The organism is Pseudomonas vanderleydeniana, assembly GCF_014268755.2.
In the GTDB taxonomy this organism is placed as follows: Bacteria; Pseudomonadota; Gammaproteobacteria; order Pseudomonadales; family Pseudomonadaceae; genus Aquipseudomonas; species Aquipseudomonas vanderleydeniana.
The window spans coordinates 5,007,640-5,033,946 of the sequence record NZ_CP077093.1 but is presented as its reverse complement, the minus strand read 5'-3'; the positions used below and the strand labels follow the sequence as shown (position 1 = coordinate 5,033,946).

Annotated in this window: 25 protein-coding genes; 14 read left to right on the top strand and 11 right to left on the bottom strand. The window is 62.5% G+C overall.

Annotated features, from left to right (window positions below; genetic code table 11):
* The first annotated feature begins 81 nt into the window (after window positions 1–81).
* Window positions 82–426 (top strand): immunity protein Imm33 domain-containing protein, encoded by a 345-nt coding sequence (locus HU752_RS22615; protein WP_186684661.1) that lies wholly within the window; start codon window positions 82–84, stop codon window positions 424–426.
* 74 nt (window positions 427–500) lie between these two features.
* On the opposite strand, the gene HU752_RS22610 is transcribed toward HU752_RS22615, so the two are convergent.
* Together HU752_RS22610 and HU752_RS22605 are read right to left on the bottom strand one after the other, a co-directional pair.
* Window positions 501–1,103: a hypothetical protein gene (locus HU752_RS22610; RefSeq protein ID WP_186684663.1), complete on the bottom strand. Its 603-nt coding sequence runs from the start codon at window positions 1,101–1,103 to the stop codon at window positions 501–503.
* Between the two features lies 1 nt (window position 1,104).
* Window positions 1,105–2,148, bottom strand: coding sequence for an N-acetylmuramidase family protein (locus HU752_RS22605; RefSeq protein ID WP_186684665.1), 1,044 nt, complete (start codon window positions 2,146–2,148; stop codon window positions 1,105–1,107).
* Window positions 2,149–2,526: 378 nt separating this feature from the next.
* Here HU752_RS22605 and HU752_RS22600 point away from each other — a divergent pair, with 378 nt between their 5' ends.
* Both HU752_RS22600 and HU752_RS22595 read left to right on the top strand, forming a co-directional pair.
* Window positions 2,527–3,345: an alpha/beta fold hydrolase gene (locus tag HU752_RS22600; RefSeq protein ID WP_186684667.1), complete on the top strand. Its 819-nt coding sequence runs from the start codon at window positions 2,527–2,529 to the stop codon at window positions 3,343–3,345.
* Between the two features lie 283 nt (window positions 3,346–3,628).
* Window positions 3,629–5,497, top strand: coding sequence for an ATP-binding protein (locus tag HU752_RS22595; RefSeq protein ID WP_186684669.1), 1,869 nt, complete (start codon window positions 3,629–3,631; stop codon window positions 5,495–5,497).
* Between the two features lie 17 nt (window positions 5,498–5,514).
* Here HU752_RS22595 and HU752_RS22590 read toward each other — a convergent pair whose 3' ends face one another.
* Window positions 5,515–6,426 (bottom strand): AraC family transcriptional regulator, encoded by a 912-nt coding sequence (locus HU752_RS22590; RefSeq protein ID WP_186684671.1) that lies wholly within the window; start codon window positions 6,424–6,426, stop codon window positions 5,515–5,517.
* Window positions 6,427–6,531: 105 nt separating this feature from the next.
* Between HU752_RS22590 and HU752_RS22585 the strand changes: the two genes are divergently transcribed.
* From HU752_RS22585 to HU752_RS22550, 8 genes are all read left to right on the top strand, one after another.
* Window positions 6,532–7,089 (top strand): carboxymuconolactone decarboxylase family protein, encoded by a 558-nt coding sequence (locus HU752_RS22585; protein ID WP_186684673.1) that lies wholly within the window; start codon window positions 6,532–6,534, stop codon window positions 7,087–7,089.
* A gap of 49 nt (window positions 7,090–7,138) precedes the next feature.
* The gene (locus HU752_RS22580; protein WP_186684674.1) at window positions 7,139–8,209 is read left to right on the top strand and encodes an acyl-CoA dehydrogenase family protein; all 1,071 of its coding nucleotides are present in this window, start codon (window positions 7,139–7,141) and stop codon (window positions 8,207–8,209) included.
* The gene (locus HU752_RS22575; RefSeq protein WP_186684676.1) at window positions 8,206–9,048 is read left to right on the top strand and encodes an ABC transporter ATP-binding protein; all 843 of its coding nucleotides are present in this window, start codon (window positions 8,206–8,208) and stop codon (window positions 9,046–9,048) included. Before HU752_RS22580 ends, HU752_RS22575 begins: the two co-directional genes overlap by 4 nt.
* On the top strand, window positions 9,014–10,213 hold the full coding sequence (locus HU752_RS22570; protein WP_186684678.1) for an ABC transporter substrate-binding protein: 1,200 nt from the start codon (window positions 9,014–9,016) through the stop codon (window positions 10,211–10,213). The genes HU752_RS22575 and HU752_RS22570 overlap by 35 nt, the downstream gene beginning before the upstream one ends.
* Window positions 10,213–10,968: an ABC transporter permease gene (locus tag HU752_RS22565; RefSeq protein WP_186684680.1), complete on the top strand. Its 756-nt coding sequence runs from the start codon at window positions 10,213–10,215 to the stop codon at window positions 10,966–10,968. The genes HU752_RS22570 and HU752_RS22565 overlap by 1 nt, the downstream gene beginning before the upstream one ends.
* A gap of 80 nt (window positions 10,969–11,048) precedes the next feature.
* The gene (locus tag HU752_RS22560; protein ID WP_186684682.1) at window positions 11,049–11,876 is read left to right on the top strand and encodes a class I SAM-dependent methyltransferase; all 828 of its coding nucleotides are present in this window, start codon (window positions 11,049–11,051) and stop codon (window positions 11,874–11,876) included.
* Window positions 11,877–12,169: 293 nt separating this feature from the next.
* Entirely contained in the window at window positions 12,170–13,918 is a 1,749-nt protein-coding gene (locus HU752_RS22555) for an ABC transporter permease (protein WP_186684684.1), read from the top strand.
* Between the two features lie 14 nt (window positions 13,919–13,932).
* Window positions 13,933–15,255 carry an ABC transporter ATP-binding protein gene (locus HU752_RS22550; RefSeq protein ID WP_186684686.1) on the top strand — a complete coding sequence of 441 codons (1,323 nt, stop codon included), beginning with the start codon at window positions 13,933–13,935 and terminating at the stop codon, window positions 15,253–15,255.
* 684 nt (window positions 15,256–15,939) lie between these two features.
* Here the strand turns inward: HU752_RS22550 and HU752_RS22545 are convergent.
* Entirely contained in the window at window positions 15,940–16,518 is a 579-nt protein-coding gene (locus tag HU752_RS22545) for a DUF4337 domain-containing protein (protein WP_186684688.1), read from the bottom strand.
* Between the two features lie 211 nt (window positions 16,519–16,729).
* Here HU752_RS22545 and HU752_RS22540 point away from each other — a divergent pair, with 211 nt between their 5' ends.
* On the top strand, window positions 16,730–17,011 hold the full coding sequence (locus tag HU752_RS22540) for a hypothetical protein (protein ID WP_186684690.1): 282 nt from the start codon (window positions 16,730–16,732) through the stop codon (window positions 17,009–17,011).
* An 18-nt stretch (window positions 17,012–17,029) separates the two neighbouring features.
* Here HU752_RS22540 and HU752_RS22535 read toward each other — a convergent pair whose 3' ends face one another.
* The 4 genes from HU752_RS22535 to HU752_RS22520 all read right to left on the bottom strand — a co-directional run bounded on the left by HU752_RS22535 (window position 17,030) and on the right by HU752_RS22520 (window position 19,585).
* Window positions 17,030–17,248 (bottom strand): hypothetical protein, encoded by a 219-nt coding sequence (locus tag HU752_RS22535; RefSeq protein ID WP_186684691.1) that lies wholly within the window; start codon window positions 17,246–17,248, stop codon window positions 17,030–17,032.
* A 69-nt stretch (window positions 17,249–17,317) separates the two neighbouring features.
* Complete coding sequence (locus HU752_RS22530; protein ID WP_186684693.1) at window positions 17,318–17,878, bottom strand: GNAT family N-acetyltransferase; 561 nt, start codon at window positions 17,876–17,878, stop codon at window positions 17,318–17,320.
* 1 nt (window position 17,879) lies between these two features.
* A complete protein-coding gene (locus tag HU752_RS22525) occupies window positions 17,880–18,500 on the bottom strand; it encodes a LysE family translocator (protein ID WP_186684695.1) in 621 nt (206 codons plus the stop codon).
* Between the two features lie 137 nt (window positions 18,501–18,637).
* Window positions 18,638–19,585, bottom strand: a complete 948-nt coding sequence (locus HU752_RS22520; RefSeq protein WP_186684697.1) for an AraC family transcriptional regulator — start codon at window positions 19,583–19,585, stop codon at window positions 18,638–18,640.
* Window positions 19,586–19,755: 170 nt separating this feature from the next.
* Here HU752_RS22520 and HU752_RS22515 point away from each other — a divergent pair, with 170 nt between their 5' ends.
* Complete coding sequence (locus HU752_RS22515) at window positions 19,756–20,343, top strand: LysE family translocator (protein WP_186684698.1); 588 nt, start codon at window positions 19,756–19,758, stop codon at window positions 20,341–20,343.
* Between the two features lie 6 nt (window positions 20,344–20,349).
* Here the strand turns inward: HU752_RS22515 and HU752_RS22510 are convergent, their stop codons facing one another.
* On the bottom strand, window positions 20,350–21,186 hold the full coding sequence (locus tag HU752_RS22510; protein WP_186684700.1) for a helix-turn-helix transcriptional regulator: 837 nt from the start codon (window positions 21,184–21,186) through the stop codon (window positions 20,350–20,352).
* Window positions 21,187–21,224: 38 nt separating this feature from the next.
* A complete protein-coding gene (locus tag HU752_RS22505) occupies window positions 21,225–23,666 on the bottom strand; it encodes a hypothetical protein (RefSeq protein ID WP_186684702.1) in 2,442 nt (813 codons plus the stop codon).
* Window positions 23,667–23,899: 233 nt separating this feature from the next.
* Between HU752_RS22505 and HU752_RS22500 the strand changes: the two genes are divergently transcribed.
* Window positions 23,900–24,871, top strand: a complete 972-nt coding sequence (locus tag HU752_RS22500; RefSeq protein ID WP_186684704.1) for a sensor domain-containing diguanylate cyclase — start codon at window positions 23,900–23,902, stop codon at window positions 24,869–24,871.
* 35 nt (window positions 24,872–24,906) lie between these two features.
* On the opposite strand, the gene pbpG is transcribed toward HU752_RS22500, so the two are convergent.
* Complete coding sequence (pbpG, locus tag HU752_RS22495; protein ID WP_186684706.1) at window positions 24,907–25,842, bottom strand: D-alanyl-D-alanine endopeptidase; 936 nt, start codon at window positions 25,840–25,842, stop codon at window positions 24,907–24,909.
* Window positions 25,843–26,307 lie beyond the last annotated feature (465 nt).

Sequence of the window (26,307 nt, the reverse complement as noted above, 5' to 3'; positions counted from 1 at the left end):
ACATAGGCGGTTATGACGTTTGAGAATAGGCTATGCGTCATGGACATACGCCCGTGCGACGAATTTGTGACGAGGAGCGACATGCAGGGTATTCAGCAGGCGGTTTGCACAAGGCTGGGTTTCGAGTTCTTTGGCTGCGATCCGAATCACAAGGTGGGTATATCGCTCAACGTGAGGGAGGGCGTTCGCCCCCTGAATGGCATGCGGATCAGGCCGGAGGCTGGTACCTGTGGCTGGTACATCTGGGCGGGGGAGGAGCTATCGGAGGCGGATGACTTTTTCGTGCCCCTGCACGTGGCGCATCTCGATGATTGGGAGCCGCTGCTGCTTCCGTACCTGGGGCTGGCGCCCGGCTTCAGGTTCCTCATCACCGAGGACTACGAGGATGTCTGGTTCGATCCGAGGCTTCTGGAAAACAGGGAATAACCAAGGACGCGTCGAGATAGGCTTTCCGGGCCCCGTGAGGAGCGCCGGAAAGTGCAGGCCAGAGACGGTGAGAATCAGTGTTGCGGCACGCTCACGCGCGAGTACTGGTCCTGGCTGATCCAGCCAGTGAAGGTACGGTCGTTGGCATTGGTGAACTCCACCTGGGCCGCGCCGTTCTTGTAGGCCAGTACGCCGACGACATCGCCCTTGACGATGTACGGGCCCTTGGTGGCCTTGGCGTCCGCGGTCTTCTGCAGCAGCGCCTTGTCCGCCGAAACCGTGACCAGGCCGATCCAGTTCTTGCTGGCGGTCTGGGTCAGGTCCAGGCCGGTGGCGATTTCCGGCATCAGCACGTTCATGCAGCCGGGGTGCTGCTGGCCTTTTTCGACCTTCAGGGTCACGCCATCGGCGGAGGGTTTCACGCTGCCCGGATAGACTTCGTCGAGCCAGGTCGATACCGCTTCGGGCTTGCCCTGCAGGTAGAAGGCGCAACTGAAGGTGTTGCCTTCGCCGCGTTCTTCGGCATAGAAACCCTCGACCTGGTGGTCAGGCGTGACCGCCAGCATCAGCTGTTCATACTTGCCCGAATGCAGCCCCGCAGCGAAGGCCGACGTACCGGCACACAGCGAAATGGCCCCGGCGACCAGCCAGCGGGAAACGGAAAGTTTACGCGTCATGTCATTTTTTCCCTTCAAGTTTTTCGTAGGCCTTTTTAATGCGCGAATCGTAGTCGCCATAATCCTTGCCGTTATAGTTGAACGCCATGCCGACGTAATCCTTGTTCTTCATTGCCTTCATCAACGACGGATTCTTGAGGCAGAAGCCAACGAATGCCTTTAGTTGCGTACCGGCATTGAGTTTCATGTCGGTGACGAATTCAAAGACGTTCTTGTAACCACAGGCGGCAAAGTTGAAACCCATCACCTGGAACATGCCCCACGAGGCCGACATCAAGGCCGCTTCCTGATCCAGGCCGAACGCGGTGGCCATGGTTTCCCAGGCCTTGGCCTGGTCCTTGTTGTTGACCTGCCACTGCGGCCCGGCCTTCTTCACATAGGGATAGGACAGCAGCGGATGGGTCTTGTCGTATTTGCTCTTGGTGTACTTGCGGAAGGTATGTCCCTCGAAGGCGATCACCGGCAGCTTGGCCGGGCCGAAACCGGAGCGGCCACCGGACTCGACGGTGGCGAAGGCCTTGATGATGTTCACCGGAATGCCGTTGCCCAACTGGGTGGCGGCATTCTGGAAGTCGGTATCGCTCAGGGTCATGTTGCCGTCGCACGTGGCCTGCAGCACCATCTGGCGGTTGCGCCGCTCGGCTTCGATCATCGCGCGCATGCGGTCCAGGTAATGGTTGACCGTGGCCTGGACGTCACCGCCACTGTTGGCGAATGCGTTGAAGAACGTCGGCAGGCGCAGGCCGAGGTTCGGCTTGACCGGTACCTTGATCGCTTCTTCGATCAGGCTGTTGAAGGTTCGGCCGGTCGGGTCGACGACGCCATCGGGGTGGGCGTACTTGAGATGACGGAACTGATACTGGCTGATGCACTGCACCAACTGACCATCGCACTTGCCATTTTCCTGCAGTGGAAAACCCATCTTCGGGATGATCAGGTTAAACAAGTACTGGATGCATTGAACATCGGCGGGCAAGTTTCGCGCCTTGCCGGGAGCACCTACTGACGCACTGATAAGGCTAGGCAAACCCTGCAGATTTTTCATCGTTCACATCCTTGTCATGTTGTAGAGAAAGACAGAAAGTGCCATCACTTTAATATCATTTCTGTATCTCTATCATACGTTGAAACATTTGGCTGGCGGAAACTAACAAGCAGTTTTTGGGTTGTCCAGAGGCTGTTCTGAAAGTTGTGAAACGGCCATCATCCGCTTGTATGAAACAGCAGGGTCAGCGCAAACGATTTCCTCTCGACGAGGTTCGAGGTGCTGATGCCATGAGACAGCACATGCCTGCAATTGCGGGCGCCGGATTACGAGGATAGTAGGAGGGCGGGTAGCCCGACGGCCGCTCGCTGGCGAGTCGACAGCCGTGCCTGCGGCTCGCCACCTTGCCGATTCGACCAATGACCCACAGGAGTTTGTATGAGCACATTCGTGACACGCGATGGCACCGAGATCTATTACAAGGACTGGGGTACCGGCAAGCCGGTGCTGTTCAGCCATGGTTGGCCACTGGATGCGGACATGTGGGAATACCAGATGGAGTACCTGAGCAGCCGTGGTTATCGCACCATCGCCTTCGACCGGCGTGGCTTTGGTCGTTCCAGCCAGCCTTGGAGCGGCTATGACTACGACACCTTTGCCGATGACCTGGCCCAGCTGATCGAGCACCTGGATCTTGAAGAGGTCACCCTGGTCGGCTTCTCCATGGGCGGCGGCGATGTCAGTCGCTACATCGCCCGCCACGGCAGCCAGCGCGTGGCCGGCCTGGTGCTGCTGGGCGCGGTGACTCCGCTGTTCATCCAGACCGAGGACCACCCGCAAGGCGTGCCACAGGCGGTTTTCGACGGTATCAAGGCCGGCCTGCTCAAGGACCGCGCGCAGTTCATCGCCGATTTCGCCGCGCCGTTCTACGGCACCAACCACGGCCAGGTGGTTTCCCAGGGCGTCTTGACCCAGACCCTGAATATCGCCTTGCTGGCTTCGCTCAAGGGCACCCTGGACTGCGTGACGGCGTTTTCCGAAACCGACTTCCGCGCGGACATGGCCCGGATCGACGTGCCGACGCTGGTGATCCATGGGGATGACGACCAGATCGTGCCTTTCGAGGCTACCGGCAAGCTGGCCGCCGAGTTGATCCCGGGCGCGCGCCTGAAGGTCTATGCCGGCGCACCGCACGGTTTTGCAGTCACCCATGCGCAACAGTTGAACGAAGACCTGCTGGCGTTCCTGGCTGGCTGATCGCTTCTGGCCGGGAGTTGGTAGCGTCCCCTCGCGTTGCACGGCGGGGCGCTACTGGCTTTCGATATCTCTGGGCATGAATTCGTGTGTCATGTGCACGACGGGTTATCCGCGGTTGAGCCTTGAAGCAATCCTCTTCTTGAGTATTTATTGTAACGTCCTGTAAGTCGAATCCCCGATCGATATCAGGCTGCTGTAAGATGCCAGATGGCTCTATCCTGCGGTATTTTGTATTGGGAGCATGGAGCTCCTCTTGGTTTAACGGCAACGGAGGCCGTGATGTATGTTCAAGGCCAGGCGTAATCTATGGCTTTTGTTATTTGTTTATGTCGTCGGTGTCAGTGGTTATATTTATTATCTGCATTCCCAGGCCCGCGACATTCTCACGCAAAGTATCAATGACAAGCTTTTGCATGCGGCACTGGGTGCTTCTGCCATTCTTGGCGATCGATATCATGACCACCTGTTCGACAAGGACTCAAAGTCGGTCGAGGAGGATCTGGATGCCATTCAGCGCCTTTCCAGATTCAATGAAGCCATGGGCACGGCGTTCGTCTATACCGTGATAAAACAGGCGGGATCCGCCTATCTGGTCAGTTCCAGCGCTTCGGCCGAAGAGGTCCGAAACAAGAATTTCGTACGATTTTTCGATCCCTATCCAGATGCCAGCCAGGCATTGTTGGACAGCTTTGAAGGCAGCGCCCCCAACTGGATCGATTACTCCGACCGCTGGGGTGATTTTCGGGCGGTGTTCATTCCGTTGAAGTCTCGCGATGGTACAGTTTATGTTGCTGGTGCAGAAATAAGACTGGCCGACTATTATCAGCAACTGGGGCGAGAGTCCCTTTATCACATTGTATTGGCTATTCTGATTTTTCTAGCCTTTAGTCTGCTTTTCGCTGTTGACTCGTTGCGCATGCGCGCTCATCTGCAACAGTTGCAAATCAATGAAAAGTTGGGGCAGGCCAAGCAGGCTGCCGAGCATGCCGATCGATCCAAGACAAAGTTCCTGGCATCCATGAGCCATGAGATTCGTACGCCCATGTATGGCGTGATCGGAGCGACCGATTTGTTGGCAGGAACATCGCTGGATTCGGAACAGCGCGAATTGCTGGCCACGATCCATACGAGTGGCAAGGCGCTGCTGGCGCTGATCAACGATATCCTCGACCTGGCGAAGATCGAGTCGGGCAAGCCCGATCTAAAACCGCGGGTCTTCGACTTGCGTTCCCTGGTCGACTCCAGCGCTGAATTGCTTCGGCAGAACATCCAGGACAAACCGGTGGAGCTTGAAGTCAATATATCGGCTAGCGTTCCTCGTTGGGTCAAGATGGATGCCGATCGGCTTCGGCAGATCCTGTTCAACCTTCTGGGCAACGCGATCAAGTTCACCGAAGCGGGCAAGGTATCGCTGATCGTCGAGTCCACTGCCAATGCGCTCGAGCCACGCTTGGACTTTGTCATACGCGATACCGGTATCGGAATCTCCACCGAACAGCAGCTCAGCCTGTTCGATCCGTTCACCCAGTTCGAAGGGCCGCTGGATCAACGCTTCAGTGGCAGTGGTCTTGGCCTGTCGATCTGCAAGAGCCTGATCGAAGCCTTGGCGGGTGAGTTGTCCGTCAGCAGTCGATTTGGTGTCGGTTCGATTTTTTCCTTCTCCCTGCCCACCGAGTCGTTCCTGAAGTCCGAGATACCGGTTGTCCTGGATCATCCAGCGCCCGTTTTCGATACGTCTTTCGCCCGTGATTTTCCGCTCGATATCCTGCTGGTGGAGAATCATCCGCTGAACCAGAAGGTCGCCATGGCGATGCTCCATACCCTGGGGTATGAGCCGGACTTGGCCTCCAACGGACGTGAGGCACTGGACTACTGCATGAGTGCTTCTCCCGATGTGATTCTCATGGACATCAACATGCCCGGCATGGATGGGTTGGAGGCTATTCGCCGCATTCGCCAGCTGCCGGCTGGCGAGCACTGCTATATCGTGGCCTTCACTGCCAGCGCTTTTTCCAGCGAGATCGAGCATTTTCGGCGTGCAGGCGCCAACGATATCCTGACCAAACCGGCGAACTTTCTGGGGTTTGCCGAAGTGCTCCAGCGCTCTGCCGATTATCGACAGCTTCAAGGCAGTCATTCGACAACTGAGTAAGCGTGCGGTCGGCAGCTTCAACGTCCCTCTTGCTGCTTGCGATACGCCCCCGGTTGCACCCCCACCGCCTTGGTGAACGCCCGGGTAAACGCGGCGATCGACTGGTAGCCCACGGCTGCGCAGGCCTGCTCCACGGTGTGGTTGGCCTTGAGCAACTGGCAGGCATGGCGGATGCGCAGCGCCAGCAGGACCTGGCCCGGCGACTGGCCGGCCAGTTCGTTGAAGCGCTTGAAGAACGCCGAGCGTGACAGGCCGGTGCAGGCCGCCATGCTCTCCAGCGACCAGTTCTGCGCCGGATGCTCGATCAGTTGCTCCAGCAACGGGGCAAAGCCCGGGTGGCGGGCCAGGGAGACCAGGCCGCCCAGCGCCTGGTTGCCGCTCACCTGTTGGCGCAGCACATAGAGGAACAGCAGATGGCTCAGGCGCTCGAGCAGTGACGAAGAGGGCGCCGGCTGGCGCTGGCATTCCTCGAGGATCAGCCCGAACAGCGCGCGCGCCGCACTCGACGAAGGATCGCCGGCGCGCAGCACGAGCCAGTCCGGCAACCCATCGATGATCAGTGACGACAGCCCCGAGCGAAAGTGGAAGAAGCCGCAGACCAGGCCGACGCCATCCTGGGCGTCGCTGTCGAGGGCACTCATGGCCATGCGCGGCAGGGCCTTGGCCTGGGCACCGTCCTCGGCGCTGGACAGCCGGTAGTCCAGGTCCCGCAACAGGAAGACCGCATCCCCGGCCTCCAGGCGCACACCGGCTTGCGCTCCATCAATATGCAGCCAGCAGTGACCCTGCACTATCAGGTGGAAGCTGGCCCGCGCCAGCCCGTGGGTGCTGGCGTGCCAGCCGCCGCAGTAGCGGCCGACGTGAAACAGGCTGGTGTCGAGTTCGAGGCTTTCTAATAACCAATCAACCAGTGGGCTGGACGAAATCATCTAATGGAAACACTCAGGAGCAAGTAATCGCTACTTTTGAATATGGATCGAAATTTTTATAACCAACAGACTTACCTGACATCCCCTACAGCAGGAGTCCACTCCATGTCGCGCGTCACTCTACACACTCTGCAAAGCGCCCCTGAAGCGGCCAGGCCCTTTCTGGAAAACGCCCAGAAGAACTCCGGCTTCATCCCGAACCTGCTGGGCGTACTCGCCAATGCCCCGGCGGCACTGGAAACCTACGTTACGGTATCGGGCCTCAATGGCAAAGCCGAACTGAGCCTGGCCGAGCGCGAGGTCGTGCAACTGATTGCCGCCACGACCCATGGCTGCGACTTCTGCGTGGCCGGGCACACCGCGGTGGCGCTGAACAAGGCCAAGCTGCCGGATGAAGTGGTCGACGCCCTGCGGGGCCAGAGTGAACTGCCGCAGGCAAAACTCGAAGTACTGGCTACCTTTACCCGGGAGGTCATCGCCACCCGCGGCAATGTCAGCGAGCAGACCTTCAATGTCTTCAAGGAGGCCGGATACACAGAAGGTAACGCCCTGGAGGTGATTCTCGGCGTCAGCCTTGCGACACTCTGCAACTTCGCCAACGTGTTCGCCCGTACGCCGCTCAACCCGGAGCTGGCCAAGTACCGCTGGGAAGCGGGTCAATGATTCAGCGGCGCCGGCCGTATTCCGGCGCCGCGCTCAAGGAGACATTCACATGCTTGATCCGGCATTGAGCCAATGGTTGGACGAACACGCCCAGGCCCTGGACCTGGGGCAGTGCGATCCACAGGTGGTGCTGTCGCAACTGGCGACCGCCGGTGTACTGCGGGTAGGCGTCGACGAAGCGGTGGGGGGCAGCGGTGGCAATGTCACCGACGCCGTCGAAACGCTGGCCCATGTCGCCAGTCATTCCCTGGCGGCCGCCTTCGTGTTCTGGGGCCAGCGTGCCTTTATCGAATACCTGCTGCACAGCCCGAATACCGGCTTGCGCGAGCGCCTGTTGCCGAGCCTGCTCAGCGGCGAGCTGGCAGGGGCGACCGGGCTGTCGAACGCCATGAAGTTCCTGTCGGGCATCGAATCGCTGCAGGTGCGCGCCCGCGCCCGGACCGATGGCTGGCAGCTCGACGGTCGCCTGCACTGGGTGACCAACCTGCGCAAGAGTGGTTTCGTCGTGGCGGCGGCGATCGAGCGCGAGGAGGGCGGTGTGCCGTTCGTCCTGGCGATCCCGGACAACCTGGCCGGTCTGCGGCGTTCCGAGGACCTGCAACTGATGGGCCTGCAATCGAGCAACACCGCCGCCATCGACTTTCACCAGGTGAGCGTCAACAGCGACTGGTTGCTGCACGAGGACGCCAAGCGTTTCCTGCCTGCGGTGCGGCCTGCATTTCTTGGCCTGCAATGTGGCATGGCGATCGGCCTGGGCCGTCGTGCACTGGATGAGGTCGAGAGCCATCTGCAGGACGGTCGCTCGATCCTGCGTGAACCGCTGCTGGAGCAACGGCACGTGCTGGAGCAGGCGGTGGAGGAGCTGAAGAGCGGGTTGCTGGATGGCCGTTTTCTGACGCGTCCGGCCGACCTGTTCAAGGTTCGCATTACCCTCGCCGAAGTCGCGGCCCAGGCGGTGCAACTGGAATTGCAGGCCAGTGGCGGCAAGGCCTACCTGAGCGAGTTCGGCAGCGGTTTCGCCCGGCGCTGGCGCGAGTCGGCGTTCGTGCCGATCGTCACGCCGAGCCTGGTGCAATTGTGTACCGAGCTGCTGCGCCAGGCGCGGGAAGCTGCAGCATGAGTGCGCCACTGTTGGAGGCCCGACAGATCAGTCTCGGCTATCCGCGGGAGCAGGGTTGGCAGGCGGTGCTGGCAGACTTCGATCTGCAACTGGAACCGGGCGAAGTGGTGTCGATCCTCGGCCCCAGTGGCGTCGGCAAGTCGAGCCTGCTGCGCGTGCTGGCTGGCTTGCAGGAACCTCGTGCCGGTCAGGTGAGCCTGTACGGCGAGGCCCTGGAGGGGCCGCACCCTCGGGTGGCGGTGGCCTTCCAGGATCCGAGCCTGTTGCCCTGGCTGAGCCTGGAGAAAAACGTCGCGTTCGGCCTGGACTTCGCCCGGCAGCCGCAGCTGAGTGCGCAGCAGCGCCAGGCCCGGATCGACGCTGCGATCAGCGAGGTCGGCCTGCAGCATGCACGCGAGCATTATCCGGCGCAGCTCTCCGGTGGCATGGCCCAGCGCACGGCATTGGCCCGTTGCCTGGCCCGCCAGCCCCAGGTGCTGTTGCTGGATGAGCCCTTCGGTGCGCTCGATGAAGTCACCCGCGCCGACATGCAGCAATTGCTGTTGCGGGTGATTGCCGAACATCACACCGCAGCGGTGCTCATCACTCATGACATCGATGAAGCCCTGCTGCTTTCCGACCGTATCCTGCTACTGGGTAACAGCCCGGCGCGCACGCTCGGTGAATGGCGTATCGACCTGCCGCAGCCGCGTGCCGAACTGGTCGATGAACTGGGTGCCCTGCGCATCGAGATTCTCAAAACCCTTCGGCGGGCAAGCCGCAACCCTCTCAATTCAACGCAGCCCGAACCGTCGGAGATGGATCATGTGCCTGGACGACTTCACCCACACTCGTCGTGACTTCCTCAAACTCAGCGCCCTGCTGACCGCAGGGGGTGCCTTGCCGCTGCTCAACAGCCGGCAGGCGCGGGCGGCTTCGGAGCCGGATGCGCCAGTGCGCATCGGCTACCTGCCGATCACCGACGCCACGCCGCTGCTGGTGGCGCACAACAACGGCCTGTTCGAGGCCGAGGGCATCAAGGCCGAACGGCCGGTACTGTTGCGCAGTTGGGCGCAGGTGATCGAGGCGTTCATTTCCGGCCAGGTCAACGTGATCCACCTGCTGTCGCCGATGACCGTCTGGGCCCGCTATGGCAGCAAGGTGCCGGCCAAGGTGGTGGCCTGGAACCATGTTGGCGGTTCGGGCCTGACCGTCGCGCCCGGTATCACCGAGGTCAAGCAGTTGGGCGGGCAGTCGGTGGCGATCCCGTTCTGGTACTCGATCCACAACGTGGTGGTGCAGCAACTGTTTCGTGACAACGGCCTGCAACCGGTGAGCAAGCCGGCCAACAGCGCGCTGGCGGCCAACGAGGTCAACCTGGTGGTGCTGCCGCCGTCGGACATGCCGCCGGCCCTGGCCAGCAAGCGTATCGCCGGCTATATCGTCGCCGAGCCGTTCAATGCGCTGGCCGAGGAGCTCAAGGTTGGCCGGGTCCAGCGCTTCACCGGTGATATCTGGCGCAACCATGCCTGCTGCGTGGTGTTCATGCACGAGCAGGATCTGAACACGCGCCCCGAGTGGTCGCAGAAAGTGGTCAACGCCATCGTCAAGGCGCAGCTGTGGACGCGTGACAACCGCGCCGAGGCGGCCAGGCTGCTGTCCAAGGACGGTAGCAACCGCTATACGCCGCATACGCCGCAAGTGCTTGGCCGGGTGCTGACGCCGAACGCTGCCGACCGCGACGCCTACCTCGCCAGCGGAGCGATCCGCCACGGCAATTGGGACGAGCAGCGTATCGACTTCCAGCCCTATCCGTTCCCCAGCTACACCGAGGAGCTGGTGCGGCGGTTGAAGGACACCCTGATCGAGGGCGACAAGGGCTTTCTCGCCAACCTCGACCCGGCGCAGACCGCCCGGGACCTGGTGGACGATCGCTTCGTGCGCAACAGCATTGCCGCCGTGGGCGGGCTCAAGGCGTTCGGCCTGCCGGACGACTTCGAGCGCAGCGAGGAGTTCAGCATCTGATGGGCAAGCCGTTGTGGAACTGGGCATTGGGTCTTGCCGGCCTGTTGAGCCTGCTGCTGGCCTGGTGGCTTGGCGTTCATCTGTTCGGCAGCGCCGATGGCCTGTCGGCGCGTTTCTCGCCGCAGGCGACCCTGGCCAGCCTGGTCGAACTGCTCGGTCGCGCCGAACTCTACGAGCACGTGCTGGTGAGCCTGAAGCGAATCCTGGTGGGGTTGTTGCTGGCCCTGCTGATCGGCGTGCCCCTGGGCCTGCTGATCGGCAGCTACCGTCAACTGGAGGCGGCGACCACGCCGGCCTTCCAGTTCCTGCGGATGATCTCGCCGCTGTCATGGATGCCGGTGGTGGTGATGCTGATGGGCGTGGGCGACCAGCCGATCTACTTCCTGCTGGCCTTTGCCGCAGTCTGGCCGATCATGCTCAATACCGCGGCCGGCGTGCGCCAGCTCGATCCGCGCTGGTTGCAGTTGAGCCGCAGCCTCAGCGCCACCCGCTGGGAAACCCTGCGCAAGGTCATTTTGCCGGGTGTGCTCGGCCATGTGCTGACCGGTGTGCGGTTGTCCATCGGCATTCTCTGGATCGTCCTGGTGCCGTGCGAAATGCTCGGGGTCAGCGCGGGCCTGGGCTACTTCATCCTCGACACCCGTGACCGGCTGGCCTACTCGGAGCTGATGGCGATGGTGCTGCTGATCGGCGTACTCGGCTTTGCCCTGGATGCCCTGGCGCGTGGCCTGCATCGGCGCTGGGCACACGCCTGAAGCTTTACAACTTGCTCAAATTTTTCTGTCGGCGAGGGTGGTAGGGTTCCGGTCTGGAAAATGGCAGGGACCCTTTGCCCATGAATGACTCGCTGAACATCAACAAGGCCAACTGGAATGATCGTGCGCCGGTGCATGCACGCTCCGCCGAGTATGGCCTGCATCGCTTTCTCGCCGATCCGCAGCATCTCTCCGATGTGGTGCGCTTCGACCTGCCACTGCTCGGCGATATCGCCGGGTTGCGTGGTGTTCACCTGCAATGCCATATCGGCACCGACACGCTGTCGCTGTCGCGGCTCGGGGCAACGATGACCGGGCTGGATTTCTCGCCCGCCGCGCTGCTCGAGGCCCGTGCCCTGGCCCGGGGCTGTGGCAGCGAGCTGGAGTTTGTCGAGGCCGATGTGCAGGCCGCCGCCGACGTGTTGCCGCGCGGGACTTTCGACCTGGTCTATACCGGCATCGGCGCCTTGTGCTGGTTGCCGCACATCCAGCCGTGGGCACGGACGGTCGCGGCGCTGCTGAAACCGGGTGGCCGGTTGTTCATCCGTGAAGGCCATCCGATGCTCTGGTCGCTCAACGAGGCGCATCAGGATGGCTTGCGGGTGGAGTACCCGTACTTCGAGCATGAGCAGCCATTGGTGTTCAGCAGCGACCAGACCTATGTGGCGAGCGACTCGCCGTTGACGGCCACGGTCACCCATACCTGGAACCATGGTCTGGGCGAGATCATCACGGCCCTGTTGAACGAGGGGATGGTGATCACCGGCCTGGTGGAGCACCAGAGCGTTCCCTGGGAGGCGCTGCCGGGGCAGATGGTCCATTCGCCGCAGGACGATGAATGGCGGCTGGCGCAAGCGCCTGGGCGCCTGCCGCTGAGCTACACGTTGCAGGCGGTCAAGCGCGGCTGATCCGGCTCGGGACATGGCGCTCGCCGTGTCCCGACAGGCGCCAGGGCGTCCGGTCCTGGCAGGCCGCAGAATTTATGTGGAATTTACATTTCCGTAACATTTAGAAATATATAATCGCGCCCACGCAGCGATACCCATGGCCGTCCGGCGCGTGGTCTTCCTTCGATCTTTTCCCTGTTGCTTCTTCAAAATGTGCTGTGCTTAGACGGCCTGGGTCTTGCGTGCCTGTGCACGCTGAGCAGCGCTGATCCGTAGTCTCGCCTCCGTCCCGGAGCGCTGTTGGAATCGTCGCCATGAACAAGGTTTTTCGTCACTACCTCCCGGCCAGTACGCGACGCCTGCTGCCCAACCGCTGGGACCTGATGGCCATGCCGCTGGTGGTCGGTTTCCTGCTGTTGCTGTCGATCGGCGCGCGGGAAACCTGGGCACCGATCTCCACCCTGCAGAGCCAGGCGATCTCGCTCGATCCCGGCAACCTGCCCGAGTATGCGATCCGTACTACCCTGCGGATGCTGGCAGCCATGGTCGCGGCGCTGGTCTTCACCTTCCTCTACGGCACCCTGGCGGCGAAAAGCCGGCGTGCGGAAAAACTGCTGGTACCGGTGCTCGATATCCTGCAGTCGGTGCCGGTGCTGGGCTACATCTCGTTCACCGTGACCTTCTTCCTGCTGCTGTTTCCCGGGCGGGTGCTGGGGGCCGAGTGCGCGGCGATCTTCGCGATCTTCACTAGCCAGGCCTGGAACATGACGTTCAGCTTCTACCAGTCGCTGCGCATGCTGCCCCGCGACCTGGTGGAAGTGTCGAGCAGCCTGCAATTGTCAGGCTGGCAGAAGTTCTGGAAGCTCGACGTGCCCTTCGCCATTCCGGGGCTGGTGTGGAACATGATGATGAGCATGTCCGGCGGCTGGTTCTTCGTGGTCGCCTCGGAAGCCATCACCGTCGGCGACAAGACCATCACTCTGCCGGGTATCGGTTCGTACCTGGCGCTGGCGATCGACCAGCGCGACCTGTCGGCCGTCGGCTACGTGATCCTGACGATGATCGTGGTGATCCTGATCTACGACCAGTTCCTGTTCCGGCCCCTGGTGGCCTGGGCCGACAAGTTTCGCATGGAGGACACCTCGGCCCAGGGTGGCGCTCCCGAATCCTGGGTGCTGCGCCTGATCCAGCGGACCCGGGTGATCCAGCGACTGATCCGGCCAGTGGTACGTGCTGTCACTCGTCTGGGCCATTTGCGGCTGAGCCTGAACCTGGCACCGTCCCGCGCCGTGGAGGGGCAGGGCGGTGCGACCGCCTCGAAGGTGGTCGACTGGGTCTGGGGCGCCTGCATCGGTGCGCTGACGTTCTATGCGCTGTACCACATCGTGCAGTACGTCGGCACCGAAGTGACCGTTGGCGAAGTCGGCCATGTGCTTTGGCTGGGTGTGATCACCCTGCTGCGGGTGGCGCTGCTGATCGCTATCGCCTCGCTGATCTGGGTGCCGCTGGGGGTGTTGATCGGCCTGCGCCCGCACCTGGCGGAGAAGATCCAGCCGTTGGCGCAGTTCCTCGCGGCGTTTCCGGCCAACCTGCTGTTCCCGGTGTTCGTCATTGTCATCCTGCAGTTCCACTTGAACCCGGACATCTGGCTGAGCCCGCTGATCGTGCTGGGCACCCAGTGGTACATCCTGTTCAACGTGATTGCCGGCGCCAGCGCCTTCCCCAATGACTTTCGCGAAGCTGCGGCGAACTTCCACATCCGTGGCTGGCAATGGTGGCGCCAGGTCATGCTGCCGGGCATTTTTCCGTACTACGTGACCGGGGCGATCACGGCTTCCGGCGGTGCCTGGAACGCCAGCATCGTGTCCGAGTTCGTCTCCTGGGGCCAGGGCAAGGTCGCAGCCCATGGCCTGGGCGCCTACATCGCGCAGATGACCGCGGCCGGCGACTTTCCGAAAATCACCCTGGGGGTGGTGGTGATGTCGTTGTTCGTCGTGCTGTTCAACCGGCTGGTGTGGCGTCCGATGTACGCCCTGGCCGAAAACAAACTTCGTATGAATTAACCTGAGTCGGTTCCATGAACAGCCATACCGAATACACCCGCTCCGACCGTGAAATCTACTCGCTGACCAAGGTGACCAAGGGCTTTGGCAAGGGCAAGGACGAACGGCAGGTGCTCAGCGAGGTTGACCTGAACCTGCACGAGGGCGAGGTCGTCGGCTTGCTGGGGCGCTCCGGCTCGGGCAAGTCGACGCTGCTGCGGATCATCGCCGGCCTGGTCCAGCCGACCTCCGGTGACGTGTTGTACAACGGTGAGCCGCTGACCGGCCCGGCGAAGGGCGTGGCCATGGTGTTCCAGACGTTCGCCCTGTTCCCCTGGCTGACCGTGCTGGAGAACGTCGAAGCCGGCCTGCAGGCTCTGCAGGTCGAGGCGAAGGAGGCCCGCAGGCGCGCCCTGGCGGCGATCGACCTGATCGGCCTCGACGGCTTCGAGAACGCCTATCCGCGCGAGCTGTCCGGCGGCATGCGCCAGCGGGTGGGCTTTGCCCGTGGCCTGGTGGTCAACCCGACCCTGTTGCTGATGGACGAGCCGTTCTCGGCCCTCGACGTGCTCACCGCGGAGAACCTGCGTACCGACCTGCTGGAACTGTGGAGTGGTGGGCAGTTGCCGATCAAGTCGATCCTGATCGTCACCCACAACATCGAGGAAGCGGTACTGATGTGCGACCGCATCATGGTTTTGTCGTCAAACCCCGGGCGGGTGGTGGCGCAGATCAAGGTGCCGTTCGCTCATCCGCGTAATCGTCTGGACCCGATCTTTCGCAAGATGGTCGATGACATCTACGCACTGATGACTGACCGGCGCAGTGCCGATGCCCACGGCGGCAAGTCCGAGCTGCAACTGGGTAGCCGCTTGCCGGAAGTGCCGACCAACCTGATGGCCGGCCTGGTCGAGGCATTGGCGGCCGAGCCGTACCATGGTCGCGCGGGCCTGCCGAACGTGGCGGAGCGCCTGCTGCTGGAGGTTGATGACCTGTTCCCGGTGGCCGAGATGCTCGAGCATCTGGGTTTCGTCGAACTGCGTGGTGCCGATATTTCCCTGACCGAGGCGGGCAAGCTGTTCGCCGAGTATGGTACCCAGGAACGCAAGGTGATGTTCGCCGACCACCTGCTGCGCCAGGTGCCGCTGGCGGCGCGTATTCGCCAGGTCTTGCAGGAGCGTCGCGGACACTGGGCGCCGCGGGTGCGTTTCGAACAGGAGCTGGAAGATTCCCTCAGCGAAGACTTCGTCGAGCAGACCCTGGAAAGCGTGATCAGCTGGGGCCGTTACGCCGAGATCTTCTCCTACAACGACGCCACCGAAACCTTCAGCCTGGAAGACGTGGAAGGCGAGAGCTGAGATTGATCGTTCAGGGGCGTTGATCGTTCCCACGCTCTGCGTGGGAACGCAGCCCATGACGCTCCGCACCACCAGAACGGGCGCCGTGCGCCAGTAGAGACATTCCCACGCGGAGCGTGGGAACGATCAGTAATCTTCAGCCTTTGATCGTTCCCACGCTCCGCGTGGGAACGCAGCCCATGACGCTCCGCGTCACCAGAGCGGTCGCCGTGCGCCAGTAGAGACATTCCCACGCGGAGCGTGGGAACGATCAGTAATCTTCAGCCTTTGATCGTTCCCATGCTCCGCGTGGGAACGCAGCCCATGACGCTCCGCGTCACCAGAGCGGTCGCCGAGTGCCAGTAGAGACATTCCCACGCGGAGCGTGGGAACGATCAGTAATCTTCAGCCTTTGATCGTTCCCTCGCTCCGCGTGGGAACGCAGCCCATGACGCTCCGCGCCACCAGAGTGGGTGCCGAGTGCCAGTGGAGGCATTCCCACGCGGAGCGTGGGAACGATCAGTAATCTTCAGCCTTTGATCGTTCCCACGCTCTGCGTGGGAACGCGGCCCAGACGCTCCGCGTCACCAGAGCGGGCGCCGAGCGCCCGCGGAGGCATTCCCACGCGGAGCGTGGGAACGATCGGTTGCGGGTGGATTCTTTGAGCCCGCTGGGAGCGGTTCACCAGGCTGCCAGTGGCCTCCTTCAGATGTGCAGCCAGGCCATGGAGCCGAGCACGACACTCGCACCCACCGCGGTATAGGACAGGCGTTTCAGCCATTCCCGGCGGGTCAGCAGGGTGATCGCCGCCAGCGAAATGGCGATCTGGATCGCCGTCATCGCCTGGGCCCAGCGGTGGTGCTGGTGCAGGACCTGTTCCGACTTGGCGTCCCATTCGCGGCTCTGGGCCTCCAGTCCCTCTGCCTTCTGGCGTACCGCTTCCTTTTCCTTCTTGTAGCGCTCGGCCTCGGCGTTGTAGTGCGCCGCATCCAGGCCCGGAATATGACTGGCCATTTCCGACAGGTTCTGCCGGCTCGACTTGGCCTGGTAGTAGTTCCACTGGTTGGCGGCCTCGGTCTTGATGATGGCCGCATTGTTCTTGTCCATCGCCGCTTCACTTTCCGTGGAGCCGGCCTGGTAGCTGAGCATTGCACCAATGGTGGCCATGACCGCGGTCATCACCGCAATCCGGCTGGCGAAGCCGTCGCCTCGGGCATGAGCATGCTCGGTGGTGTGTTCGACGTGTTTTTCGTGGGGGCTGGGGACTTCGAAAGCTTCGCTCATGAACGCAGTTCTTCGGGTGAAAAGGGGCGGGGTGCGCAGTGTAAGGCGGCGGCTCGCGGAAGGCTCTAGTGCGAACATGAAGATTCAAAGACAGCGGGTATCTGGCAGTGATTCCCATCACCGCAGGGGTTCGCCCGTGGACACTTGGAATGTTACATTATGCGCCGCGTAGAACCCTGTGTTCCGCGCCTGATCTCGGCAGGATGCTGGCATGTCTCACACTCCCGACAATGATGCTGCGGAACCTGGGCAGGGCAGGGACTGGTTCCTGTTACTCGCCACGTTCATCGTGTGCACGGCGGTATCGCTCGGGGTGTACTTCGTTCGCCTCAACCTGGAAGTCGATCGGGAGCGTGAAGCCCTGACCGAGCGTCTGGTACGTTGCCGCGAAGCGGGGCGGGCGGCCCTGGGTGAGCAGCCCGGTGCTTCGCTGCGCAACGACTGCAGTAGCATCGAGGCCGAATTCACCAGCCGTTTCGGTTATGCCAGATAAGTTTCCCGCGAGGGGAACCTAGTCGCGCAACATGCTCTCGCCGTATTCGCTGAAGCTGCTACCCAGGTTGCGGTTCATCGCGCCGCTGTCCTGGCTCAGGCGCGCACTGCTGTTGTAGTGCTGCTGGCAGCTCAGGGTCGAGCACGCGCTGTTGTAGTGGGTGCTCAGGTCCGACGAGCAGGCGCCCAGCAACAGGCTGCCTGTCACCAGCGCGGCTTTGACGAGACTTGATTTCATCGGTGACTCCCTGGGCTGACATATTTTGTAATAACTGCTCGGGGCATCTTACGCCTTCGCCGAGGCGTGCTACATGAAACTTTCCGGGCTGAGGTAGCGTTCCGCGCTGAGGCTGTAGAGCAAGCTGCAGGGCTGGCCGGGAACGTCATCGAGCTCGCCATCGACAAGCATCCGGGCGCGTTCCAGGGTTCGACGCGAGGGCTGGTTGTCCGGCCGTACCAGTCCTATCACCTCGTTGCGCCCCAGTTGCCGGAACGCCAGGTCGAGGGCGGCCTCGACCATCTCGCTGGCATAGCCCTGGCCCCAAGCATCCACCGCGAAGCGGAAGTACAGGTTCAGCCCGGTTCGAGAACCGAAAGTGGCGTCCTGCAGACCACCGAAACCCAACACCCGGTCCGGCTGTTCCCGGTCGCAGACGGCCCAGTAGCCGAAGCCCTTGGCCTTCCAGTGTTCGACCCAGTTGAACAGGTTGCTGCTGGTGGTTTCCAGGGACGACGGACCCTTGGGGTTGTAGCGGTTGGTCTGTGGATCGCCATGGATGGCCTGGGCGACCTTGAGGTCATCTGCCCGTACCGGGCGCAACAACAGGCGATGGGTGTGGATCACGGACACCGGCGTGGGCTGGGACATCTCAGGCCCTCCTTGCCATCAGCAGCACCGAGGCCGCACCGGACAGCAGCACCGCACAGCCGCGATTGAACAGGCGCTTGCCCCTGGGCTCGGCGAACCAGCGGCGCATGTGCAGGCCCATGTAGGCGTAGGCGCTGATGGCGATCCACTCCAGTACCAGGAACATCGCACCCAGTACGGCGAACTGCGCAGAGACGCCCTGGGCCGGATCGACGAACTGCGGCAGGAAGGCGGTGAAGATCAAGATGGCCTTTGGATTTCCCGCAGCCACGAGGAATTCCTGGCGGGCGAGCGCCGGCAGGCTGGCCCGGGTGCCCTCGGCCTGGGTCGCGGTCTCCGGGTTGGCTCGCCAGAGCTGGACGGCGAGGTAGATCAGATAGGCCGCACCGAGAATCTTGATGGCGTGGAACAGCAGTTCCGAGGTCTGCAGTACCACCGCCAGGCCCGCGGCGGCCAGGGCGATCATCCCGGCGAAGGCCAACAGGCGCCCCAGCCCCGCCAGGCAGGAGGTGCGAAAGCCGTAGCGGGTCGAGTTGCTGACCGACAGCAGGTTGTTCGGGCCAGGGGCCATGTTCAGCGCGAAGCACGCCGGAATGAAAAGCAGCAGGGTCGACAGGGTCATGGCACGCTCCGGCAGGAAACGGGAAAGGCTCGACAGTAACGCCAGACATCATGCCGGCGCCAGCGTGTCGAGGCCTTTGTGTTGCTGTACCGGGAACTTGTTGCCCAGGTGTACTGCCCACCTGGGCAGCCGGTCATTTACAGCGGCTTTACCGGAATGCACAGGTCACAGTCGAGCGTGCCGGCGACAGGGTCGTAATGTGCGTCCCTGGGGTAGCGTTCGAAGGGCGGGCCGCTGGCGAACTGCATGCCGCTACGCGGCAGCCAGTCGCGACACAATTCGGTCCAGGCATCCGGGAAATCGCGGACATGACCGCTGAAACGGGCCACGGCATAGCGTCCGCCAGGCAGTGTGGCCACCGTGACTTCAGCGCTGCCGGCAAAGTCGTTCGGCACTTGCACGCAGGCGTCGTAGCGGCATTTGTGCGGCGGGGTGATCTGCGGGTCATCGTGGCCTATGCCGAAACGCACTTCGCCCATCAGGCCGTTACGCTCCATCCAGGGGGCAAAGGTCTCCCGCCAGAATGTGCCGATACCCGGGCCATAGGGCCCGGTATAGCGCATGTAGGCGACGCGGGTCGGGGGGATGTCTTCAAGCATGACGTCCATCGTCATTTTCTCCAGGGGGTGGGAGTGACCATGGTCGGACAGGATCAGCGCATATTCCTGATCAGGATTGCGAAATGACTGCCGGCGCCGTTCGCGAATCTCGTTCAGGCGCTGCTCCCAGCGAGCGGGCTCGAGGCGGCGCCAGGCACTGGGGGTGACCTGGAAATGCTGCTTGAATGCCCGGCTGAAGGCCTCGCCGGAGCCGAAACCGACGTGCAGGGCGATCTCCAGGACGGTGGCCTCGGGGCGCTCGGCCAGTTGCAGGGCGGCGCAGCCGAGCCGGCGACGGCGCAGGTAGTCGCCCAGGGTTTCTCCGACCCAGGCGCTGAACAGGCGATGGAAGTGAAAGGGCGAGAAGTGCGCGATGGCAGCCAGCTCGGCCAGTTCCAGCGGCTGGTCGAGGTGGCGGTCGATGTGCTCCAGCACCCGGTTCATCCGGCGCGTGTATTCCAGCAGGCTCTGATAGGCGACGCTCATGGACCTTTGGCTCCCTGCGGTGGACAGGTCGGGGCGAATGCCCGGGAAAGCAGAACAGGAAAAACGAACGCTGGCTAGTGGCCCTCGCCCGCCAGGGGAGTTTTCTTCAATACGTGGCGCAGGCCGCTGGGTACCGTGCTCCTCACCTTCATTCGAGAGAGACGTATCCGATGAGCATCCTGCTTTCCATGGTCGCCTTTGCGCTGGCTTCCTCCATCACGCCCGGGCCGGTCAATATCGTCGCCTTGAGTGCCGGCGCCCAGTTCGGCCTGCGTGCCAGCTTGCGGCATGTCACCGGGGCGACTGTGGGCTTCACGCTGTTGCTGGTATTGATCGGCCTGGGGTTGCATGAATTGTTGCTGCGGGTGCCGGTGCTGACGCGAGGCATTCAGCTCGGTGGCGTGGCCTTTCTGTTGTACATGGCCTGGAAGCTGGCGCTGGATGATGGCTCGCTCAATGCCGGCCAGTCCGCCAGGCGTCCGACCCTGACCCTTGGCGCGGTGATGCAGTGGCTCAACCCCAAGGCCTGGCTGGCTTGCGTCGCCGGCATGGGCGTGTTCGCCGCCAATGGCGAGACGCGGGTGGTGCTGGAGTTCGCGCTGATCTACTTCGTGATCTGCTACGGCTCGATCGCCTGTTGGGCCTTTGCCGGGACCTTCCTGCGTCGCTACCTGGAAAATCCTCGGGGAATGCGCCTGTTCAACCGCTCGATGGCCCTGTTGCTGGCCCTGAGCGCCGGTTATCTGTTGCTGCCCTGAATCCCTTCAACCGCGGTACTGGCCAGGTGTCGCCGCCAGGTGCTGCTTGAAGGCCCGCTGGAAATGCGCCTGGTCGGCGAAACCGGCCTCCAGCGCGACCTCGGCGATCAGCCGCCCACGGCGCAACTGGTTGCGTGCGTACTGGATGCGCCGGTTGACCAGGAAGGCGTGCGGCGTCATGCCGTAGTACTGCTTGAAGGCGCGGGTCAGGTAGGACGCCGAGAGCTGCGCGGCCTGGCAGATGTCCTCCAGCTTCAGTGCCTCGGTGCAGTGCTTGTGGATGTAGGCCGCAGCGCGTTCCAGCTTCTGGTTGATCTCGCGGACCGGGATCGGCGCCGGGTTCAGGCGGTGTTGCAGGAGGGTGAAGAACTCGACGATCGCGCATTGCTTTTCCAGATGGGCGAGGTCGTCGTCCACCAGTTGTTCGTAGAGTGCATTCAGCCCCTGGAAGAGCAGCGGGTCGCGGCTGTGGGTGGCCGAAAACGGACGAAAGTCCAGTTCCGTGCTGAAGCCCAGCTCGTGTTGCAGGGCGGTCAGCCAAGGTGTCTCGACATAGAACATGCGATAGGCCCATGGCTGGTCGTCGATCGGATTGCAGGCGTGGACTTCGCCGGGGTTCATCAGTACCACGGTGCCAGCCTCGACCTGCCATTGCTGCTGTTCGTTGACATAGGTACTGCGCCCGTGGGTGATCGCACCGATGGAGAAGTGTTCGTGGGAATGCCGGGAGTAGCAGACCTTGCGGCCGTCCTGGATCGACCGGGCCTCGATGAACGGCAGGGCGGCATCGCGCCAGAAGTACGGGGCCTTGTCGTCCTGCCGGGTGTCTGTGGGTCTGCGCATGGTCGGTTCCATTCTCTCGGGCGGGCAGGTACATGCTCCTACAGTAGCGCCGGTCTTTCCAGTGCCTGCCAGGCGCTGGCATTGCCGGCGTCGCTGCGCGTCAGCCAGAGCTCGCCGTGGCGTTCCAGCGCTTCGGTGGGCCATTGCAGCACGGTCTTCAGGTCGATCTGCACCCGTCGACCGGGGTCGGAGCCGTCGCGCAGGTCCCAGTCGGCTTCGAACTGGCGCAGGTGCAGGGTGTCGCCGGTAAAATCGATGAATTGCGGACGATTGCCCAGCCAGTTCGGCGCGATTCGCAGGGTATGGGCCTCGACATCGAGCAGCAGGAGTTTCCAGGCGCGCTGGCTGTACTCGAAATCCGGATGCTCCAGATAGAGGCGGGTCAATGCGAGGTAACGCCCCTTGGGTGACCAGATCATCGATGGAGCCAGGTTCGACAGGGCGCAACCGGAGGCGGTCAGCAGGTGCCCGCCCAGGCGTGAGATCTGGCCGCGCAGCAGGTCATCGCCATATTCGGTGCTGCTGCCGAACAGCCAGGCGGCGTCCAGGCCGGTCGGCGCGGGTTGGATGAACGCGCCTTCGGCGGTGGCGATCTGCGGCTGGTTGACCACCCGCCAGGCGGGCTGCTCCTGGAGGGCACCGTTGTCGAGCTTGAGTTGGCGCATCTCGTAGTACACGCGGGATTCTTCGCGATAGGCACTGAATGCCCCCGCCTGGGCCGCCGTCGGTGCTGGCTCGGTGAACCGGTGCAGCGGTGTGCTGGTGTCGTCCTCGGGCAGGCGTCCGATGACCGCCGCGACGCTGAGCAGCGGGCCGCGAAAGTCCATCAGTCCGGCAATCGGTAGCGCTGGGCTGTCGACCAGGCGACGGCTGCCGGGATCAGCCACCACCACCCGGTCAGGCAAGGCTTCGGCCTCGGGAAAGGGCAGCAACGCCAGATACTGCCCGCTGTCGCTGACCCGATGTTCCAACTGCCAGAGCCCCGGCAGTTCCCAGTCGCCCAGGTGGCAGCGATAGCCGCTGACCCCATCTCGGTTATCCTTCACCCATTGGAAGCGCGCACGGCTGCCATTCTGGAGCGGGGCGGATTCGATCTGTACCGAGCAGGCCTGCCCATCGCTCTCCAACGGCAGGACAAGGCGGACGCGGGCACGGTACCAGTCGGCATCCTGCTCGCGCCCCAGCGGATCATGGCCGACGAGGATTTCCGAATCGCTGTGGAGAGTGTGCAACTGGTAGCCGAAGTGGCCATTGTCGGGCTGAAGCAGTGGCAGGTAGCTGTCCAGGCGGACGAACTGCGCATCCAGCGCCACCGGCTCGCTCCAGTAACCGGAAGGGCTGCGGTCGTTGGCGCTCCAGGGGCTACGCAAGGCCCGCCAGCCCTGGCCCTGTTGCCACAGCCAGAGGCCATGGGGGTGCCCGGCAGGCTCATCGGCGACGCTGGCGATGCAGACCAGTCGCTGGCTGTCGTCGCTCCACACTCGCGCCGTGTCGGCCTTGATCAGCAGCGGAGCGGGCTCACCGTCCAGGCTCAGGCGGTAATCCGGGTGCGACAGGGCGGCCCGGGGCTGTTCCAGTTGCCGCAGGTTTTCGGGCAGGCTGAGTTGGCCTTCCAGCAAATGCTTCCCGTCCGGGGAGCGTTGTTCGATCTGCTGGCGGGCCAGGCTCTGTTGCCAATGGCCGGGTTCGAGCCAGAGATCGCCGACGGGCAGCAGGTCCACGCGCTGGGCGTTGCCGAGCAGGGTTTGCAGGTCGACCTGTTCGGCGCTGTTGTCGACCAGCGGGCTACGGCGTCCGCCCAGCCCCTGCTCATTGAAGCTGTCCAACTCCCAGAAGCGTTCATCGTCACAGCGATAGAGCTGTCGCTGCAGGCGGTCGAGAATCACCAATCCCCAGCTCTGGCGCGACGGCACCGGTGCGGCGAAATAGCGGCCGTCGCTGGAAAAGCGTGCCGATGAGCCCAGCCCCTCGAGCAGGACACCATCGGGAAACAGGTAGTCGCAGACGACCGGCCCGCCCATGGCGATCTCGCCGTGGTTGAACACCCGGATCGGTTCGCCTTCGGGGGTTTCGCTCGGCTCCTGGCCACCCCAGGCACTGCGGTTGGCGGCGGATGCGGCGGGCGGCGCCAGCCCCAGCCGCCGTTCCCAGGTGGCAACGCAGGCCAACCCGGGGAAAATGGCCAGGCAGGCTGCCGCGATATCCCAGTAGTCGGGCAAGGCGCGCCCGAGGCTGAAGCCCAGGCCGAACACCGCCGAGATCATCAACCGGGCGGCACCACGTCCACCGGCCAGCCAACCGAGCCTGGCACAAAGCCACATGCTGCCCGCCGCGACGAGTACCACGGCGAAGGCCAGGAGCGGCGGCAGGGTGGTCACCAGGAAAATCGGCACCCCCAGCACCATGAGCTGCCAGACCAGTTCCAGCAGCAGGCGGCCAATGCTCTTGGGGGCGTTGCGTTCGTCGCGGACGGCGCTCACGGGGACATCCTGTACGGTGATGGCGGAGGCCGAGTATGACCGTTCGCGCCAACTGCGCCCAGGCTTGGGCGTCGGGTTGTGCGGCGGGTCACAGGGCGTGGGGCCGGCAGCCGGTCATCGGGTGCGCCACGGTGTTCGCGGGAAAGAACACTCGCAAATTTACACGGTCCATTGCGTTGTAGCGGCTCATTTATTGTCTACGCTTGCATGATCGCAAGCCTGGGATGTCTGTGATGTTAGCGCCGAAAAAACCTGCCAATGAAACGGCCCGTGTGGAAAAGCTGCGCTCGCTGAATATTCTCGACACTCCGCCCGAGGAGCGTTTCGATCGTCTGACCCGCCTGGCCAAGCGTCTGTTCGACGTACCTATCGCGCTGGTCAGCCTGGTCGATGAGAACCGGCAATGGTTCAAGTCCTGCGTCGGGCTCACCGCCAGTGAGACACCGCGAGATATTTCGTTCTGTGGTCATGCGATTCTGGGTGATCAGGTACTGACGATCTCGAATGCGGAAGAAGACGAACGGTTTCATGACAATCCACTGGTGACGGGTGCCCCGGGCATTCGTTTCTATGCCGGTTGTCCGCTGACGGTAGGGGATGGCAACAAGCTGGGTACCCTGTGCCTGATCGACACCAAGCCGCGGATCTTGAGTGACGAGGAGCGCTCGTTATTGCGCGACCTGGCACAGATGGCTGAGCAGGAGTTGGTGGCGGTACAGATGGCGACCATGGACGAGTTGACCCTGTTGTCCAACCGTCGCGGCTTCGAAGCCCTGGCCACCCAGGGACTGAGCGTGTGCAAACGGATGGGCAAGCCGGCCTCGCTGATGTTCTTCGACCTCAACGACTTCAAGCAGATCAACGATGTGTATGGCCATGCCGAAGGCGACAGGGCGCTGAAGAACTTTGCCGATGTATTGCGCATCGTGTTTCGCGAAAGCGATGTGATCGGCCGGTTGGGGGGCGACGAATTCGTGGTACTGCTCACCGGTTCCGATCATGTTCAGGTCGAGATGATCATGGCGCGGTTGCGTCATACCCTGGCCGAGCGCAATTCAGGGCAGAAGCGGGGTTATGACATTCGCTTCAGCGTGGGGCAGATCGAATATGACCCGCATCGCCATGACACGGTCGCAGACATCCTGGCGGACGCCGACAAGGCGATGTACGCGCATAAACAGGCACTCAAACGCCAACGCGGCTGAATGCGGCCCGGAGGACCGGGCCGGCTCATCAGTGGTTACTTTGCGGCCTGTTCGCCCGCCTGGCGGCCCTTCAGGTTCTTGTCGGCCTTGTAGCGCAGGGCCACGTCCGGGACGTTGCCACCCTTGCCGGTCTCGATCCAGTTGCGGATCCGGCTGGCGTCGGCGAAGTGGGTGTACTTGCCGAACGCATCGAGGATTACCAGGGCGACCGGGCGGTTGCCCATCTCGGTGACCAGCACCAGGCAGTGGCCGGCCTGGTTGGTGAAGCCGGTCTTGGTGATCTTGATCTTCCAGCTGTCCTTGTTGATCAGATGGTCGGTGTTACGAAAGCCCAGGGTGTAGTTGGGCTTGCGGAACGCCACGGTCTTTTCCTTGGTGGTGCTCAGCTCGCTCAGCATCGGGTAGTGACGGGCCGCCATCAGCAGCTTGCTGAGGTCACGGGCGGTGGAGACGTTGTGGATCGACAATCCGGTCGGCTCGACATAATGGGTGTTGATCATGCCCAGCGACTTGGCCTTGGCGTTCATCGCCGCGATGAACGCCGCGTAGCCGCCCGGATAGTGATGCGCCAGGCTGGCGGCTGCGCGGTTTTCCGACGACATCAGGGCGATCAGCATCATTTCCTTGCGAGGCAGCTCACTGCCGAGCTTGACCCGGGAGAACACGCCTTTCATTTCCGGCGTGTCACTGATGTTCACCGAGATGTACTGGTCCATGGGCAGCTTGGCGTCGAGCACCACCATGGCGGTCATCAGTTTGGTCACCGAGGCGATCGGCACGACCACGTCGGGATTGCTGGAGTACAGGGTCTTGTTGGTCTGCAGGTCGATCAGCAGGGCGCTGCCGGAGGCGACTTGCAGGTGGCTGGTGTCGCGAGGGGCCTGGGTGGTTTCACGCGCCTGCGCAAGGGGAGTGGCAACGGTGCCGGCCAGAACGAAAAAAAGGCCGAGGATGGAATGACGAATGTTCACGCGGATGGACTCGCTAAAAATGGATAAACCGTTGGCAACGGGCTTTTCTTGAAAAAGCGTTACTTTTGATGAATATAGCCCGGAAAGTTGCCATAGCTCTGCAGATAGTGGACGTAACTGACACAAAATTTAATTTCGTATCGATTTCATTCCAGTTACCGGCTTGAACTTCCCGATTCCTGTCCGATCCCTGGTTGGATTCAGTCACTGCATGGGCTGCCCGGAGAACCCGGAAGACGTGCCTTGGCTGCCTGGCGCTGGACCCTGGGGTCCGTACTGGCCATAAGACATATGGTAGCGTAGAGATGACAGCCGTTGTATCGGTCCAAGGCCTTTATTTCGCAGGTTTCAGCGAATTGACGCAGGCATGTCGTCACGAACTCCCCAAGGGCATTTGTCAAGTTCATAAAATGGTGAAAAATCCTTATGAATCAATTGGCTTCTAAGGGTTTCCCTGAGTGTTGA

Bases quoted from the DNA above. Each gene is read 5' to 3' on its own strand.
- HU752_RS22615 (WP_186684661.1), top strand. From the start codon at position 82: ATGCAGGGTATTCAGCAGGCGGTTTGCACAAGGCTGGGTTTCGAGTTC.
- HU752_RS22610 (WP_186684663.1), bottom strand. From the start codon at position 1,103: ATGACGCGTAAACTTTCCGTTTCCCGCTGGCTGGTCGCCGGGGCCATT.
- HU752_RS22605 (WP_186684665.1), bottom strand. From the start codon at position 2,148: ATGAAAAATCTGCAGGGTTTGCCTAGCCTTATCAGTGCGTCAGTAGGT.
- HU752_RS22600 (WP_186684667.1), top strand. From the start codon at position 2,527: ATGAGCACATTCGTGACACGCGATGGCACCGAGATCTATTACAAGGAC.
- HU752_RS22595 (WP_186684669.1), top strand. From the start codon at position 3,629: ATGTTCAAGGCCAGGCGTAATCTATGGCTTTTGTTATTTGTTTATGTC.
- HU752_RS22590 (WP_186684671.1), bottom strand. From the start codon at position 6,426: ATGATTTCGTCCAGCCCACTGGTTGATTGGTTATTAGAAAGCCTCGAA.
- HU752_RS22585 (WP_186684673.1), top strand. From the start codon at position 6,532: ATGTCGCGCGTCACTCTACACACTCTGCAAAGCGCCCCTGAAGCGGCC.
- HU752_RS22580 (WP_186684674.1), top strand. From the start codon at position 7,139: ATGCTTGATCCGGCATTGAGCCAATGGTTGGACGAACACGCCCAGGCC.
- HU752_RS22575 (WP_186684676.1), top strand. From the start codon at position 8,206: ATGAGTGCGCCACTGTTGGAGGCCCGACAGATCAGTCTCGGCTATCCG.
- HU752_RS22570 (WP_186684678.1), top strand. From the start codon at position 9,014: ATGTGCCTGGACGACTTCACCCACACTCGTCGTGACTTCCTCAAACTC.
- HU752_RS22565 (WP_186684680.1), top strand. From the start codon at position 10,213: ATGGGCAAGCCGTTGTGGAACTGGGCATTGGGTCTTGCCGGCCTGTTG.
- HU752_RS22560 (WP_186684682.1), top strand. From the start codon at position 11,049: ATGAATGACTCGCTGAACATCAACAAGGCCAACTGGAATGATCGTGCG.
- HU752_RS22555 (WP_186684684.1), top strand. From the start codon at position 12,170: ATGAACAAGGTTTTTCGTCACTACCTCCCGGCCAGTACGCGACGCCTG.
- HU752_RS22550 (WP_186684686.1), top strand. From the start codon at position 13,933: ATGAACAGCCATACCGAATACACCCGCTCCGACCGTGAAATCTACTCG.
- HU752_RS22545 (WP_186684688.1), bottom strand. From the start codon at position 16,518: ATGAGCGAAGCTTTCGAAGTCCCCAGCCCCCACGAAAAACACGTCGAA.
- HU752_RS22540 (WP_186684690.1), top strand. From the start codon at position 16,730: ATGTCTCACACTCCCGACAATGATGCTGCGGAACCTGGGCAGGGCAGG.
- HU752_RS22535 (WP_186684691.1), bottom strand. From the start codon at position 17,248: ATGAAATCAAGTCTCGTCAAAGCCGCGCTGGTGACAGGCAGCCTGTTG.
- HU752_RS22530 (WP_186684693.1), bottom strand. From the start codon at position 17,878: ATGTCCCAGCCCACGCCGGTGTCCGTGATCCACACCCATCGCCTGTTG.
- HU752_RS22525 (WP_186684695.1), bottom strand. From the start codon at position 18,500: ATGACCCTGTCGACCCTGCTGCTTTTCATTCCGGCGTGCTTCGCGCTG.
- HU752_RS22520 (WP_186684697.1), bottom strand. From the start codon at position 19,585: ATGAGCGTCGCCTATCAGAGCCTGCTGGAATACACGCGCCGGATGAAC.
- HU752_RS22515 (WP_186684698.1), top strand. From the start codon at position 19,756: ATGAGCATCCTGCTTTCCATGGTCGCCTTTGCGCTGGCTTCCTCCATC.
- HU752_RS22510 (WP_186684700.1), bottom strand. From the start codon at position 21,186: ATGCGCAGACCCACAGACACCCGGCAGGACGACAAGGCCCCGTACTTC.
- HU752_RS22500 (WP_186684704.1), top strand. From the start codon at position 23,900: ATGTTAGCGCCGAAAAAACCTGCCAATGAAACGGCCCGTGTGGAAAAG.